Origin of the sequence: Streptomyces sp. NPDC046860, from assembly GCF_040645115.1 — a bacterium.
Taxonomy (GTDB): domain Bacteria; phylum Actinomycetota; class Actinomycetes; order Streptomycetales; family Streptomycetaceae; genus Streptomyces.
This window is the reverse complement of record NZ_JBEYXQ010000007.1, coordinates 227,600-242,427: the sequence shown is the minus strand read 5'-3', so window position 1 is coordinate 242,427 and position 14,828 is coordinate 227,600. Positions and strand designations below refer to the sequence as shown.

Genomic DNA, 14,828 nt, shown 5'->3' with positions numbered 1-14,828 from the left:
CATGCATCGATGGTCGCCGCTCAACGATCGCCAGCTGACCTTGCTCACCCGCATCGGAGAGGGAACGGATCCTGTTACCTCGGCGAGCCCGGAACTTGCCCACACCGCCCGTGCCCTGAAGGGCCGGGGCCTCATCACGATGCCCAGGCGTGGTGGGAAGTGGCAGGCGGAGATCACCGATGACGGTCGCTTCTACCTGGAACACGGCCACCACCCGGACCGGCCTGAACCGACCCCGCGCAAGCAACGTCAGGTAGGCGACGAGCCGAAGCCGGCGGCTGCGAAACCTCCCCGCCGGGGGACGACACACCCACCCGAGGCGAAGCCGCAGCCAGTGCGTCCCACGAAACCGCCACGGCAGTCGCCCGCAGAAATCGGCGCGGCCTTGATCGCGGAGGTGCAGAAGGCCGGTCGGTTCCTTCGGATCCCGGACCCGAGCGCCGAGGAGAGGGGCCGCTATCGCCGGGCGTTCGACGCCGCCCGGCAGTGTGCCCCGGAGGGCTATCACCTGAAGTACAGCGGCCGGGCGAAGGGGGACTTCTTCCTCGGTCTGCTCCGGGTGACGGGCGAAGACGACACTGAGTGGAACCGAATCCGCCTGGCACGCAGCCGAGTGGTCACCGATGTCGAGGACGTGATCGCGGCGGTCACCGCGGACCACAGCGCCTTCGAGATCTCGGACGAGGTACTCCCACGGGTGCTTTCCCTCCTTCGGCTCCTCGCTGAACAGGCCCTCGCGCGGCACGGTGATATCGCGGTGTCGAAGAAACGCAGGCAGCCGAGACCGCTGCTCACAGTCCACGGCAGGACGTACGAGATCAGCTTCAAAGAGCGGCAGAAGCAGGTCCGTTACGTGCCCACGCGGCCGGGACGGCGGACGTACGACTGGCAGCGGGTCACCCCCGCCCACCGGTTCGAGCCGTCCGGCGAACTGGAACTGCAAGTAGCCCAGCAATCGAGCTACCGGTACCGCTGGAACAAGGAGTGGGCCGACACCGCCAAGAAGCCGTTGGAGGACCAGATCGGCACTGTCTTCCGAGCGCTGAAGGCGAACGCGGAGGCTGAGGAACAGGCTCGGCTGGCGCGGGAGGCGGAACAGCAGCGTCAGCGTGAGGAGCGGGAGCGGCAGGAGGAGGAGCGCCGCCAGCGAGAGGCGAACGAGCAGGAAGAGCGCCGCCGGCGGGATGCCGAGGAAAAGGAGCGTACGCAGCGGGAATGGGAAGCGGCGGTCAGCGTCGCGACGATCAAGGCAGTGGACGCCACGCGAGTCGATCGGTTCGCCACTGCCCTGGCGCAGTGGCGAACCGCAGGGGAGATGCGAGCCTTCTGCGTCGCGCTCGATGAGAGCGCCTCCGCCTCGAACGACGCTGACGAAGCCGGGCGGCTGCGCGAGTGGTCAGCGTGGGGGAAGGCGGAGGCCGACCGGCTCGACCCGACCGTGGCGGGCAGGGGCCTGACCGCCCACAGCCTCCACGCGGAGCCCACGGGCGAACAGCTACGGCCCTTCCTCGATGGATGGCATCCGCAGCGGCCGGAGAAGGAGAAGCCGCAGAAGAAGGTAGAACCCAAGGCGGAGGCCGAAACACCAAAGCCGGAGCCGGTGCGGTGGCGCAGCTTCACCGACGAACGTCAGGACCAAGGCTGGAGATATGGACCCCGAGGTCGCGCTCAATGGTGGAGGCGATGACGCCGTGCCCGCGGTCACGTAGGGCCTTCACCGACCTCTCCACAAGTTTCCCGAGCCGGACGACCTCGTCCCGCAGGGCGACCAGCTCGTCGTAGCGCTCGGCCTTGTCCAGGCCGCACCACTCCCGAACGGTCCGTAGGACGGCCGCTTCCTCGTCCAGCTTTCGGTCGTCCCTGCGGCTGTAGGAGTACCAGGAGGACTGGGTGCGCTCCTGATCGATGGCCTGCTGCCTGCGGTCCACCTCCGGAAGGATGTCGTCGGCGAGGCCACCAGCCACGTGCCGCGCGATGCGCTCGGTGACCGGCCACCCGGCCAGACACAGGCCATCGCGGTTCTCGTAGACCATCGGATCGCCTCGCAGCTCTGCGGGCTCCATCCCGACAAGAGGGGAGCTGTCGTCGAGACGGCCCATCTCCAGGATCCCGGCGTCCGCGACGCTGCGCCGCAGACGCAGCTTGTTCTTCGGACGGACGAACCCGAGGACCATTCGCGCAGCCTCGAAGTCGGCGCTACCCCGAACGTGCCGAGATGCCTCGGCCAACGCGTGTTCGCTCGCATCGTCCGCACGGAACGCCTCAACGTCCTCCCACCGCGCCACGAGGCAAGCGGGGTTGACCCACTCCTGCAGCCCGGCGTCGTCGCCTTCGAGGAACCGTACGTGGAACCAACCAGTCCTGCCGCGCCCGCCGACCCGTACGACCTCAATCCGGCGAACCGCGCTGCCCAGCTCCTTCGGCCTGGCTCGGTACGCCCAGTGCTCACCCATCTCCATGCGTCCATTGAGCCAGGTCTGTTGATCCCGTCGCCCGACGATTACGAAAAGACCCTCCGGGGTGCTCCGGAGAAAGGAACGCGGGCGCGCGCTTGCAGCCCTGGCACGGTTCCGGCACAGCACCAGCAGCAGAGCGAATCCGGTGGCACGACGCCCCCGGGCCGGCCGGCGCCAGAGTCCGACAGCCCGGCTGGCGAGGCTGGGCTCACCGTAGCCTCTCAAACCCCACGGACTGCGCGCTGCATGACAGTCCGCTGGCCGGCCCAGGAGATTTCCATAGGACCGGCCAGCAGAACGGATCGATGGATCACTAGTCGCCAACGGCGATCAGCGGCGCCACCTGTCCCAGAGCCACCCGATCGCCGTGACCGTCACGAAGCCGAGCACCTGCTGTGCCTCGTTGCCGACGCCGACGGTGTAGCCCGCCGTGTATCCGACCGCGACCGCGGCCACGAACAACTCGTACCTGGGCGGGCGCTCGCTTCCCGCCAGGAGGACGCGCATACTGGACATGGTTCTTCTCCTCGTCAGATGGGTTGGACCATCCGCCGGACCCCGGAGATCTGTGGAAGGTGACACGGGATCCGGCGGAAGCATGTGGGTCAGGAGTCTTCCGGCGCGGGCAGCTCGTCGTACAACTCGGAGCTGACCAATTCGCCGAGCTCCGCAGCCACTTTTTGACGCTGCTCGTCGGGCAAGCTGCGGTAGGCGCGCCACGCGAGTTCGACCGGAGAGCTGGGCCGGTGGCCCATGGCGATCCAGGCCAGCATGAGTGACCGCTCGTCCCGGGAGAGATCCTTTAGTCGCTCCGCGACCGCCTCCGGATCCTGAGGGTGCCGCACCCGGTACACGGCCGCCTCAGGCTCCGCCGAACGCATGGCCAGCTCTCGAGGTCGCTCATACCGACTGGCCACGCGGCGGCGCACACCCGGTTCCCAGATGCGTTCGCCGGCCTGCACAAACCGGGCCTCGTGCGGCGCCAGGCTTACATCGTCGCGGTTGGTCGCAATCACCCAACCGTAATCCCGCAGCTCCCGCACTCGCCGGTCAACCTGGACGGCTTCCGGGAAAGCCGCCCTCAACTGATCCTTGGTGTAGACGTTCCCTTCACCTACCTCGGACGCGAGCCACAGGGCAGCCCGGACCTTGGTCCCCATCTTCTCGTTAGTCCAGTCGGGCAGCTCAGATTCCGTCATGCAGCCACACCTCCTTCAGCCGCTGCACTGCAAGTAAACCAGATTCGGCGCACTACGGCGAGGTTCGGCGCATTTTCCGGCACAGTTCGGCGCCCGAGCCAGCCGGGCGCCGAACGACGCGAGCTCGACCCGATTCGGTCGGGACCGCGCAGGGCGGATCCGATAAGGAAACTGGGGCACTCGCACCAGCTATCCGCTCGTCGGTATCGCCGGCCGGGGTCCCGACCCCGGTCCACGGCCCGTGCACCTGCCTCGGTTCTCGACGGCTACCGCGCCACCGCCACTACCCCGACGGGTATGGCGGTGGACTCAAACGACTGCCTCATGCAGCTCGATACGCCCTGACAGGGCCGCGCTCCCTGGTCTCAGTCCTGGTCTCATTCGCCCCCGTCCGGGCCCGTCCGGACGGAGCCACCCCGAACTCTCCGTCGCAGGTCAGGACGTGTACGACCCTCACCGGACCCCCATACGAACATTTGGAAAGCGTGTTGGGGGCAACCCCTCACGAGTTCGAATCTCGTATCCTCCGCCAAGTGCCTCACCGGGCACTAAGTCGAAGGGCCCCACTGTTCGCAGTGGGGCCCTTCGACGTTGTCCGTCCCAGTCCGCTGCTTCGTCGGTACCGGACGGCATCCAGAGCGCACCCTCAACCTGAATCCCTGATCGACCATTCGCGTCCTGAGCGCAGCTGGTTGATCAATCCTGGTAAGGGAGCTTGCACCAGGAGTATGGTCGCTTGTATGGCGACGAAAAAAGTCACGGTGACGATCCCCGAAGATCTCCTCGACGAGATCCGCACCGACGCGGCTGAGCGGGGACTTTCGGCGTATGTGGCCGAAGCGCTGCGGTTCAAGCGCGATCGGGACCGGCTGCTGGAGCTGGTCGACTGGCTGCAGGAGGAACACGGGCCGGTCACCGAGGACGAGCACGCGGCAGCCCTCGCGGAACTGGACGATCTCGACGCCGAGCACGAACGCCGTCGCACCGTCGGAGGGCACGATGCCGGAGAGGCAGCGTGAAGAAGCGCGCTGGTGATCACAGGCAGCGGGCACTGCGCGTCTTCGTACTCGATTGCGAAGCCCTGTCCCTGGCCGTGCGCGGCGACCGCAAGATGATCGCCTGGCTCGACATCGCGGCCGGAGGCGAGGCCGAAGTGGTGACGTCTCCCATGACACTGGTCGAGGCGTACGACAGCAGGACCACCGAGCAGCGCTGGGACTGGGTGCTCTCCCGACTCAAGGTCGCCGACATCGGAAAGGACGAGGCCCGCCAAGCCCGACGCCTCCTGGCCGATGCCAAGCTGCATGGTCACAAGTACGCGATCGATGCCGTGCTCGCTGTCATCGCACGTCGGCAGAAAGGGCAGGTCACGGTCTTCACCTCGGACGTGGACGACCTGGCGAAGCTTCTCCCGGACACCATCGTCGTCAAGAAGGTATGACACGGCACCCCGGTCTCATTCACGGCCTGGCCGTCGGGGGATCACCAACGGCCTCCCTCTCTTTCCATCAGCCTCCGCACCCCGGCCAGGAGCCCGTCCACGACCGATTGCGGCGGGACTTCCGGGTCCGTCGGGGCCGGGTGGGTGGTGCGGGCCCGGACCGGGAGTTCCAGTTGGGCTCCGCCGTCGCTGGTGAGGTTGACCGGGTTGTCGGGGTGGAGGCCGCGCAGGGGGTGGGGGATGTCGGAGAGGGTGGTGACGGGGGTGAAGGGGGTGTCGGCGAGGGCGGTGGCCAGGACGCGGGCCGCGGGGCGGTTGCTGCCGCCCACGTAGATCGTGCGGGGGGCCGCCCGGCGGTTGTGGCCGTGGAGGGAGACCGTCAGGGTCGCGTGGGCCAGGAAGGCGGCCAGCGGGGCGCAGGGGGACATGCGGGTGGACGGGATGTGGGCCGGGGGGCCGTCCGGCTGGGTGAAGGTGAGCAGGGTGGCTCCGGTCCGGGCCGCCACCTCAGCCGCCAGTTCCGCCGTGCCGCCCTCCACGCCCCCGTGCAGGGCCAGGAGGCCGACGGGGCCGCCCGGGGACAGCGTGGTCAAGAACTCCACGCCCTCGATCGTCACTCGCTCCGTGCGCATCACGGCTCAGCGTGCCACCCGTACCGTGCGGGAGACGCTCACCTGGTCCAGGTCGGACACCCGTACCGTCACCTTCATCGTCCACGCGCCGGGGATCGGCAGGTCGAAGGAGTTCGCGGCCCAGTAGCCGCCGCGGTCGGTGAGCCCGGTGTCCAGGGGGCCCAGACGCTGGGCCGGGAGCGTCATGGTGATGCGGAGTTCGGGGACGGCCGCCAGGGCGCCGTTCGCGCCGTAGACCACCGCCTGCACGGAGTTCGGGCCCACCCGGCCGGGGTCGAAGGTGATCTGCACCTTGCCCTGGCCGCCCTCACCGACCGCGAACGGGACCGTGGTGACCGAGGCCGCCGGGATGCCCGTCTCTGCCGTCGCCGCCTCCTCGGCCGACCTGCCGGGCAGGGTGCTGGTGAGCAGGGTCGTCAGGACCAGGACCATCGCACCCACGGCCGCTTCCGCCAGGACCGAGCGGCGCAGCCGGTGGTGGGGGAGGGAGGGGGCTGCCGGGGCGGGGTCGGGGAGCGCCGGGGCGCCCGCGGGCTGAAGCACCCTCGCCGCCGGGACCGCGAGACGGGCCGTCCACCGACGGGACCACACGGCCACCGCCAGCAGCACCGCGACCAGCGCCAGCTTGGCCAGCAGCACGCGGCCGTACGTCGTCCCGGTGAGCGCCTGCCAGGTGCCCAGGCCGCGCCAGGACTGGTAGACGCCGGTCACGACCAGGACGGTCACCGAGGCGAGGGCGAGGCGGGAGAAGCGGGTGACCACCTGCGGCGCGAGAGCGGGCGTGGCCCGCAGGGTCAGCAGGAGGGCCGCGAGGCCGCCCAGCCAGGCCGCCGTCGCCAGCAGGTGGAGGGTGGTGGAGGCGATGGCCAGCGGGACCTGGATGCCGGCCGAGGCGTGTTCGGCGGCCGACCAGGTCAGGGTGAGGGCGACCGCCAGGATCGCGCCGACGGTCAGGGCGGCCGGGCGCGGCACCGCGGCCCGCCAGCGGCGCAGGCCCACCGCGCAGACCACCGCCACCAGCAGCAACGCCATCCGGGCGAGCAGGAGTTCACCGGGCCGGGTGGTCAGGGTGCGGCCCAGCGAGCCGAGGGCCGGGGCGGTGCCCTCCTCGTAGGGGCCGCGCAGCAGGAGCAGGGCGAGCGTCGAGCCGAGCAGGGTGGCGCCGCCGGCGAGGACCAGCGGGCGCAGGGGCGCGCGCAGGGGCGGGCGGCAGTACGCGAGGAACGCGGCCGCTCCCAGCAGGACGGTCACGGCGAGGTACGCGAGGTAGCGGGCGATGTTGTAGAGGCTGGTGGTGGTCCGGTTCTCCTTCTGCCCGGGAGCCGTCGCCGCCGTCACCGTGCGCTCGCCGACGGAGAAGGTGAGCGCGCCGGAGACGGGGTGGCTGTCGGCGGACACCACGCGCCACGCCACCACGTAGGTGCCCTTGGCCATCCGCGCCGGGAGCGGGACCCGGACCGTGTCCGCCCTGCCGGGGGCGTGGTCGGCCCGGCCGGTGCGCAGGCGGTGGTTCTGGGGGTCGTAGACGCGGAAGGAGTCGGTGAGCAGGCCCACCGACTCGGTGTAGGTCAGGGTCAGCGTGCGCGGGGCCCGCTGGAGGATCGTTCCGTCCTCCGGGTCGGTCGCGCGCAGGGCCGCGTGCGCGGAGGCCGGGGAGGCGGTTCCGAGGACGAGCAGAACCAGGCTCGCGACCGCCAACAGCACGCGCCTGAGCGCTTTTCCACGGTCGCGCACGCCGCCCCGCCTCCGTCTTCGATCCCGCCCTGTCCCCCGCCTGTACGGATGTTCGCGGCGGCGCGCTCAAACCGTACCGGTGGCCTCCGTGCCGGCCGCCTCGCGGGTGAGGAAGGCGAGACGGGCGCGCTTCTCGGGGAGGTACACGTCCGGCAGGTCGATCTCGGGGAGGACGACCTCGGGGCCGGTGGTGAAGCCCTGGCGTGCGAAGCGGGTGATGGCCTTGGTGTTCCGTACGTCCGGGTCGACCACGACGCGGGTGCGGCCCAGCACGCGCAGCACGTACTCCGCCACCACGGTCAGCAGGGCCGAGGTCCAGCCGGGGCGCCGGGCGCCGGGGGCGGCGGGGGCGAGGAGGAGGTGGACGCCGACGTCTCCGGGGCGGACCTCGTAAACCTCGCTCACGCGGTCGGCGGCGGGATCGTAGGTCTGGAGGAGGGCCGCCGGTTCGCCGTCCTTGGTGACGAGGTGGGCGTGGTGGGTGTCGAGGGTGGCCATGTGGGCGTAGATGTCGGCCACTTGGGACTCGGTGAGGTCCGTCATGCCCCAGAAGGCGGCCCGTTCCTCCGAGACCCAGGCGTGGATCACGGGGGCGTCCGTCGCGGGGTCCAGCGGGCGGACGGCGACGGTGCCGAAGCCGGGGACGTGCTGGGCGTGGAGCGTGTTCTCAGGCATGTGCTTCCTCGGGGAGGTCGGTGTGTTCGAGGGTGAGCAGGGTCCAGTCGGTCACGACCGGAGCCATGTCTCCCGCGAGCCACAGGGGGAGTTGGTCACGGTGGTGGGGTGCGCCGGGTACGCCGTCCGCGCCGAACGGGACGATCCAGCGGCTGTTCCGCCGGTCGTGCAGGTCCCACACGTAGCGGGCGGCGGGGCCCCGGGCTGCGAGGTCGGTGATGCCGGGCACGGCGGTGGTGCAGTTGACGCAGTCGTGGTCACCGGCCAGCCCCGGTTCCGTGTACGGGCCTTCGGGCAGGGCACGCCAGGGGGCCACGCGGTGGCTGTCGGACCAGGGGCCCGCGGGAGGTGCGGCCGCGGTCTCCTCCAGGGCGGCCCGTACGGCCTCGCGGCGGTCGATCCCGTACAACTCCTCCGCTCTCAGCAGGTGTTCGAGGGCGAAGCCGATGCGGGCCGTGAGGGACATCCAGGGGAGGAGGACCTCGGGGTAGGCCGGGGTTTCGGTGAGGGGGGCGAAGGCGGGGTGCGCGGCCAGGCGGCGGACCACCGCCGTGCGGAGGGCCGCGTAGGCCGCGGCGTCCGTGCTGTCGGCGTCCATGTGCCGGTCCCAGGCGAGCAGGCGGTCGCGGAGGCGGGCGGCGTCCGGGGTGAGGGCGGTCAGGGCCGCGAGGTGGTCCAGGAGGGGCGCCGCGGAGGCCAGGTGGGTGTCGGTGTGGACGGCGGGGAGATCGGCGGCGGACCAGGAGGGGCGGCGGCCGAGGAGGGCGCGGATGCGGTCGGCGCGGTGCGGCGGGGCGAACTCGACGCCCAGGGGGGCTGCCGGGCCGCGCTGGTTGGCCATCACGGCCACGCCGTCCTCCAGGCCGGCGTACGGCGGGGTGTGCCAGCCCCGCCATTCGTAACCCTCTTCCCAAGCGGGGACCAGACGAAGGCTGTTGGCGCGGGCGCGCACGGGTACGCGTCCGGCGACCCGGTGCAGGACGGCGCCCGTGGTGTCGGCGGCCTGGACGACGTTGACCGGCTCGGCCCAGGCGTCCAACGCCCGGTCGACGTCGGCGACGGTGCGGGCCCTGAGGAGCGGGAGGAGGGCGCTGAAGCCCAGGTCCTCCGTCACGCGGGGCGGGTGGCGCAGGGCGAGGGCCGTGGCGGGGGTGTTCTCCTCCCCCGGCCGCAGCGCCCCCTCCAGGCCGCCGAGCCCTTCGGGCCCACCGGCGATCACCGGCCCCCGCTCCGTCTCGATGACCTCGACCTCCACGGCCTCCTCCCCCGCGACCGCCACGAGTTCCACTTCGCGGGACGCCCGCCGCCAGACCCCGTCCGGGCCCAGCGCCTGCACGCCCGCGCCCGTGCGCCTGAGGCGCTCGCGGTAGAGGTCCTGGTAGTCGGCCATGGCGTTGGTGATGGCCCAGGCGGCGGAACCGGTGTGGGCGAAGTGGGCGATGCCGGGGACGCCGGGCACCGCGAGGCCGGTGACGTCGAACTCGGGGCAGGAGAGGCGGATCTGCTGGTAGACGCCGGGCTCCTCCAGGAAGCGGTGCGGGTCACCGGCGAGGAGGGGGAGCCCGGTGGTGGTGCGGGCGCCGGACAGCAGCCAGCCGTTGCTGCCCGCGGTGCCGGGGCCGTCGGTGGCGAAGAGGCCGGCCGCCTCCGGGCCGAGGTGCCGTATCGCCTCCTCGCGCCACAGCTTGGCCGGGAATCCGGCGAACAGGATGTGCGTGCCGAGCCAGACGCCGAGCGGGGTCCACGGCTCCCAGCGGCCGGGGGCCAGGCCCGCCCGCGCGAACTCCGGTGTGCGCGCGGCCCCTTCGGACAGGCCCGCGTTGACGCCGTCGACGTAGGCGCGGACCCAGTCAGCCGTCTCCGGGTCCCGTCTCTGGAGTGCGGTGAAGCAGCGTCTCGCGGTGTCGTCCAGGCGGGCGCGGCGGACGAACACGTCCCAGGAGAGGGCGGGGGCGCCGAGGAAGGACGCCGAGGTGCCCCGGGCGCGGTGCCGCTCGACCTCCAGTTGCCAGGCACGGTCGACCGCGGTCACCCGGCCCTGGGCGCGGGCGAGTTCGCGGGCACTGGTGGCGCGCAGGTGGGGGATGCCCCAGGCGTCGCGGTAGGTCTCGGAGGTCACCCTGGAGCACCCTTCCCTTTTAGGTTAGCCTTGCCTAACTTCACGGCCAGGTGGAGGAATCGTACGCGAGGGGTGGAGACACGATGGGGCAGGGTCGGGGCTGGGAGGGCGCGGTGCTCAAGCTGCTGCGGGCGAAGGACTTCACCTTCACGGTGACCGGGACCGAGGACGTCACCCCGCACTACCGCCGGCTGCGGATGACCGACGGCGGGCTGCTCGCGGCGACCGGGACGCACCCCACGATGTGGGTCCGCCTGTGGTTCTCCGACGGCGGCCGTCCCCACCAACGGGCCTACACGCTCGTCGACCCCGACCCCGAGACCGGCACCTTCTCCCTGGAGTTCGCCCTGCACGAGGGGTGCGCCTCGGACTGGGCCCGCGCGGCGAAGGAGGGCGACACCGTCGAGGCGACCGTCCAGGGCACCGGCTTCCAGCGCCCCGAGCCCGGCCCCTCGCACGTCCTCGTGGTCGGGGACACCGCCTCGCTGCCCGCGATCAACTCCCTGCTGGCGGAGCTGGGTCCGGCCCCGGCGACCGTCTGGTTCGAGGGCGCCCTCGACGGACTCCCCTCGGGGGCCGACCCGGAGCGGCACGAGATCCGCGAGGTGCCGCGCGAGGACGCGGGCCGGCACCTCGTCGAGCGGGTCCGCGCCGAGCTGCCCGCGATCCTGTCCGGCACCGAGCACCCGTACGTGTGGATCGCCTGCGACACCGCGACGACGCGCGCCCTCGGCGCCTTCGTCCGCAAGGAGCTGAACGTGCCGAAGCAGCGGGTGCACGCGCTGGGGTACTGGCGGGCGGACTGAACCGCCACGCGGGATCATGGACGCATGGACGTCACCCTGCACCTCGCCCAGGACGCCGACGCCGACGCGCTGCTCGGCCGCAGCCCGCTCGCCGCGCTCACCGGGATGCTGCTGGACCAGCAGATCCCGATGGAGTGGGCGTTCAAGGGCCCGGAGACCATCGCGCGCCGCATGGGCGCCGACGATCTGGACGCGCACGACATCGCCGCCCGCGACCCGGAGGAGTTCGCGGCCCTGCTCTCCGAGAAGCCGGCCGTGCACCGCTATCCGGGGTCGATGGCCAAGCGGGTGCAGGCCCTGTGCCAGTACCTGGTCGAGCACTACGACGGTGACGCCGAGGCGGTGTGGCGGGACGCGGGCAGCGGCGCCGAACTGCTGAAGCGGCTGGAGGCGCTGCCGGGGTTCGGCAAGCAGAAGGCGCAGATCTTCCTCGCCCTGCTCGGCAAGCAGCTCGGGGTGACGCCCAAGGGATGGCGGGAGGCGGCGGGGGCCTACGGCGAGGCGAGGTCGTACCGCTCCGTCGCCGACATCACCGGGCCCGAGTCGCTGGCCAAGGTGCGGGCGCACAAGCAGGAGATGAAGGCGGCGGCGAAGGCCGCGAAGGCGGCCCGTCCGGCGGGGTGACAGCGCTCGCGGGACGCCCTCGAGTGGCGGAATGTCCGCTTTCGGTCCAAGCATGGAACATGACCGAGCCACCCACCGGCGGCCCCGCGCAGGGCCACCCGTACGACCCGAACGCCGGCGCGGCCAAGGCCCAGCCCGGCACCTCCGAGGCAGGCCGGGGCGGCCCCGAGCCGCTCCGCACGGACAAAGCGGACAAGGACCGCGAGCGGCCCGGGCCGGAGAACCACGAGCCCGACGCCGCGCTCGAAGGCCCCCTGCACGCGCTGTCCAAGGCGGCCTGGCAGGTCGTCCTGCTCACCGGCATCGCCTCGCTCATCCTCGGCATCCTGGTGCTGATCTGGCCCGGAGCCACGCTGGTCGCGGTAGGGGTGCTGTTCGGCCTCTACCTCCTGATCAGCGGTGTCTTCCAGCTGGTCTCCGCCTTCGGCACGCACCAGAAGACCTCGCTGCGGGTGCTGGCCTTCCTCAGCGGCGGTCTGTCGATCCTTCTGGGCCTGCTCTGCTTCCGCGGGCCGTACCAGTCGATCCTGCTGCTCGCCCTGTGGATCGGCATCGGCTGGCTGATCCGGGGCGTCACCCAGACGATGGCCGCCATCTCCGACAAGGGCATGCCCGCCCGCGGCTGGCACATCTTCCTCGGCGTCGTCACCTTCATCGCCGGCATCGTCCTGATCGACTCCCCCTTCGAGTCGGTGGCCGTGCTGACGCTGGTCGGCGGCTGGTGGCTGATCGTCGTCGGCATCGTCGAGATCATCACCGCCATCCGGATCAAGGGCCGGGCCAAGGAGATCCCGCAGACGGTCTGACTCCCCGCCCGCCGCCCGCGCCGCCTCCTGTCGTCAACCTCCCGCCGCCGCCGTACGCCGAGCGAGCGGATCTGGAGGGCAGGAGGCGGAGCGGGGGGTTCCGGTGGGGACATTCCCCTGTGTGAGCACCGCACGTCCTCGCGTCTCGCGCGTCCGCCTCCTGTTCCGGACGCTCGTGCTGCTGCTCGCCCTGTCGGTGCCCGCCGGCCATGTGACCGCGGCCCAGGCGGAACCGGTGCCGGGCGCGGTCCAGGAGTACGAACAGGACGTGTCCGCCACACCGGCCCTCCCCGGCGCGCGTGCCCGGCACCGGGCCGACGTCCCCGACCGCGCCGCTCCCCTGCCCGGCCCCGCGCCCGCCCCACCCGGCGCGGACCCGGTCACCGGACGGACGCGGCCCCCCTGCACCGCACCCCTGCTGCGCACGGTGGTCCTGCGCTGCTGACGGAGCCGAGCAGTCGGCACAGCTCTGTCAGCTTCGAGCAGGAGGACCTGCCATGCCCACCGACCCTTACGCGGTCCTGCGCGCGCTGCTGCGCGCGGAGGCCAGGCGCAACGCGCCGCACCGGCCGGACAGTGAAGCGGCCCAGCGCCGGCGGCCGCCGCAGGAGAAGCGCCGCTGACGCCGCGGCGGAGGCGGGCGGGACCGGGTCCGCGGCCCCTACCGCCTCCGCCGGGCCGTGCCGAAGAGGGAACGGGTGATCTCGCGGCCGAGCTGGCTGCCGATCGAGCGGGCCAGCGACCTGAACATGCCGCTGCCGACGACCTGTTCCACCAGCGAGGGGTCCTCGGCGGGGGCCTTCTCCCGCTTCCGGGCGGGCTCGGCGGCGGACCCGGCGGGCTCGGCGGCGGGCTTCGGTGCCGCGGCCAGCTTCTCGTACGCCGACTCCCGGTCCACAGCCTGTGCATAACGCGGGTGGAGCGGCGAGTCCCGGACCGCCCGGTCCAGCTCGCCCGCGTCCACCGGCCCCATCAGGGACTCGGGCGCGCGCAGACGGGTGGCGGCGACCGGGGTCGGGGCGCCGTTCTCGCTGAGCACGGTGATCACCGCCTCGCCGGTGCCGAGGCCGGTCAGCAGCTCCTCCAGGTCGTACGGGGAGTCCGGGAAGGTCTTCACGGTCGCCTTCAGCGCCTTCTGGTCGTCCGGGGTGAACGCGCGCAGGGCGTGCTGGACACGGTTGCCGAGCTGGCCGAGAACGTCGGAGGGCACGTCCTTCGGGGTCTGGGTGACGAAGAAGACGCCGACCCCCTTGGACCGGATCAGCCGCACGGTCTGGGTGATGGCGTCCAGGAAGGCCTCGGAGGCGTCGTGGAAGAGCAGATGCGCCTCGTCGAAGAAGAACACCAGCTTCGGCCTGTCCACGTCGCCCACCTCGGGGAGGTCGTGGAAGAGGTCGGCCAGCAGCCACATCAGGAACGTGGAGAACAGCCGCGGCTTGTCCTGCACGGCGGGCAGCTCCAGCACCGACACCACACCCCGGCCGTCGGGCGCGAGGCGCAGCAGGTCGGCGGTGTCGAACTCGGGCTCGCCGAAGAAGTCGGCCATGCCCTGCGCCTCGAACGCGGTCAGCGAGCGCAGGATCACCCCGGCCGTGGCGGTGGACAGCCCGCCGATGCCCTTCAGTTCGGGCTTGCCCTCGTCGGAGGTGAGGAAGGCGACGACCGCGCGGAGGTCCTTGAGATCGACCAGCTCCAGACCCTTGGTGTCGGCGTAGTGGAAGACCAGTCCGAGGGACTGCTCCTGAGTGCGGTTCAGGCCCAGCACCTTGGACAGCAGCACCGGCCCGAAGCTGGTGACCGTGGCCCGCACCGGGATGCCGTGGCCGATGCCGCCGAGCGCGAGGAACTCGGCCGGGAAGCCCTCCGCCGACCAGCTCTGTCCGGTCTCGGCGGCCCGCGCGCTCACCCGCTCCCCGCCCTGGCCGGGCCGCGCGACGCCGGACAGGTCGCCCTTGACGTCCGCGAGGAACACCGGGACGCCCTGCGCGGAGAGTTGTTCGGCGATCAGCTGGAGCGTCTTGGTCTTCCCGGTGCCGGTGGCGCCCGCGACCAGGCCGTGCCGGTTGAGCATCGGCAGCGGCACCCGCACCTGGGCGCCCGGGAGGCACGCCCCGTCCCACAGCAGCGCGCCCAGGTCGAGCGCGGGCCCGGTGAAGGCGTACCCGGCGGCGATCTCGCGGGCCGGCGCGGGCAGTTGCGGCGGGCCCGAGCCGTCGGCGGGGGGCGTGGTCGCGCTGTCGGTCATCTCAAGGCCCCTGTCCCGGCGACCGCCGCTGCCGGTAGTCGCCGTAATGCCCGCTTTGCCGTGTCTTTTTCAGCCTCGCACTCCACCGCCA

16 protein-coding genes are annotated in these 14,828 nt (G+C 71.8%); 8 read left to right on the top strand and 8 right to left on the bottom strand.

All coding sequences use genetic code 11. The features are described 5' to 3' along the window. Position 1 precedes the first annotated feature (1 nt). Positions 2–1,687, top strand: a complete 1,686-nt coding sequence (locus ABZ898_RS13390) for a PE-PGRS family protein (protein ID WP_361656860.1) — start codon at positions 2–4, stop codon at positions 1,685–1,687. Here the strand turns inward: ABZ898_RS13390 and ABZ898_RS13385 are convergent. The 3 genes from ABZ898_RS13385 to ABZ898_RS13375 all read right to left on the bottom strand — a co-directional run bounded on the left by ABZ898_RS13385 (position 1,617) and on the right by ABZ898_RS13375 (position 3,655). Then, the gene (locus ABZ898_RS13385; protein WP_361656858.1) at positions 1,617–2,459 is read right to left on the bottom strand and encodes a PE-PGRS family protein; all 843 of its coding nucleotides are present in this window, start codon (positions 2,457–2,459) and stop codon (positions 1,617–1,619) included. The two genes, ABZ898_RS13390 and ABZ898_RS13385, sit on opposite strands and share 71 nt — an antisense overlap. Before the next feature lie 327 nt (positions 2,460–2,786). After that, entirely contained in the window at positions 2,787–2,972 is a 186-nt protein-coding gene (locus tag ABZ898_RS13380; protein WP_361656855.1) for a hypothetical protein, read from the bottom strand. Between the two features lie 89 nt (positions 2,973–3,061). Then, entirely contained in the window at positions 3,062–3,655 is a 594-nt protein-coding gene (locus ABZ898_RS13375; RefSeq protein ID WP_361656853.1) for a hypothetical protein, read from the bottom strand. 740 nt (positions 3,656–4,395) lie between these two features. On the opposite strand from ABZ898_RS13375, the gene ABZ898_RS13370 reads away from it, so the two are divergent. Both ABZ898_RS13370 and ABZ898_RS13365 read left to right on the top strand, forming a co-directional pair. Then, entirely contained in the window at positions 4,396–4,674 is a 279-nt protein-coding gene (locus tag ABZ898_RS13370) for a CopG family transcriptional regulator (protein ID WP_361656850.1), read from the top strand. Then, positions 4,671–5,096, top strand: a complete 426-nt coding sequence (locus tag ABZ898_RS13365; RefSeq protein ID WP_361656847.1) for a PIN domain-containing protein — start codon at positions 4,671–4,673, stop codon at positions 5,094–5,096. Before ABZ898_RS13370 ends, ABZ898_RS13365 begins: the two co-directional genes overlap by 4 nt. A gap of 41 nt (positions 5,097–5,137) precedes the next feature. On the opposite strand, the gene ABZ898_RS13360 is transcribed toward ABZ898_RS13365, so the two are convergent. The 4 genes from ABZ898_RS13360 to ABZ898_RS13345 all read right to left on the bottom strand — a co-directional run bounded on the left by ABZ898_RS13360 (position 5,138) and on the right by ABZ898_RS13345 (position 10,256). Next, a complete protein-coding gene (locus tag ABZ898_RS13360; protein ID WP_361656844.1) occupies positions 5,138–5,728 on the bottom strand; it encodes a poly-gamma-glutamate hydrolase family protein in 591 nt (196 codons plus the stop codon). Positions 5,729–5,734: 6 nt separating this feature from the next. Further along, positions 5,735–7,429 (bottom strand): copper resistance protein CopC, encoded by a 1,695-nt coding sequence (locus ABZ898_RS13355; protein WP_361657076.1) that lies wholly within the window; start codon positions 7,427–7,429, stop codon positions 5,735–5,737. A gap of 99 nt (positions 7,430–7,528) precedes the next feature. Further along, positions 7,529–8,137 (bottom strand): GNAT family N-acetyltransferase, encoded by a 609-nt coding sequence (locus ABZ898_RS13350; RefSeq protein WP_361656841.1) that lies wholly within the window; start codon positions 8,135–8,137, stop codon positions 7,529–7,531. Then, positions 8,130–10,256 (bottom strand): penicillin acylase family protein, encoded by a 2,127-nt coding sequence (locus tag ABZ898_RS13345; protein ID WP_361656839.1) that lies wholly within the window; start codon positions 10,254–10,256, stop codon positions 8,130–8,132. Before ABZ898_RS13345 ends, ABZ898_RS13350 begins: the two co-directional genes overlap by 8 nt. Before the next feature lie 83 nt (positions 10,257–10,339). Between ABZ898_RS13345 and ABZ898_RS13340 the strand changes: the two genes are divergently transcribed. From ABZ898_RS13340 to ABZ898_RS13320, 5 genes are all read left to right on the top strand, one after another. Next, positions 10,340–11,062, top strand: a complete 723-nt coding sequence (locus ABZ898_RS13340; RefSeq protein WP_361656836.1) for a siderophore-interacting protein — start codon at positions 10,340–10,342, stop codon at positions 11,060–11,062. Positions 11,063–11,086: 24 nt separating this feature from the next. After that, positions 11,087–11,686: an HhH-GPD-type base excision DNA repair protein gene (locus ABZ898_RS13335; protein WP_361656833.1), complete on the top strand. Its 600-nt coding sequence runs from the start codon at positions 11,087–11,089 to the stop codon at positions 11,684–11,686. Between the two features lie 59 nt (positions 11,687–11,745). After that, on the top strand, positions 11,746–12,492 hold the full coding sequence (locus ABZ898_RS13330; protein WP_361656830.1) for an HdeD family acid-resistance protein: 747 nt from the start codon (positions 11,746–11,748) through the stop codon (positions 12,490–12,492). Between the two features lie 121 nt (positions 12,493–12,613). Next, complete coding sequence (locus tag ABZ898_RS13325) at positions 12,614–12,937, top strand: hypothetical protein (protein ID WP_361656827.1); 324 nt, start codon at positions 12,614–12,616, stop codon at positions 12,935–12,937. 52 nt (positions 12,938–12,989) lie between these two features. Beyond that, positions 12,990–13,115, top strand: a complete 126-nt coding sequence (locus tag ABZ898_RS13320) for a hypothetical protein (protein WP_361656824.1) — start codon at positions 12,990–12,992, stop codon at positions 13,113–13,115. Positions 13,116–13,153: 38 nt separating this feature from the next. Here ABZ898_RS13320 and ABZ898_RS13315 read toward each other — a convergent pair whose 3' ends face one another. Next, positions 13,154–14,737, bottom strand: a complete 1,584-nt coding sequence (locus tag ABZ898_RS13315) for a helicase HerA-like domain-containing protein (protein ID WP_361656821.1) — start codon at positions 14,735–14,737, stop codon at positions 13,154–13,156. Positions 14,738–14,828 lie beyond the last annotated feature (91 nt).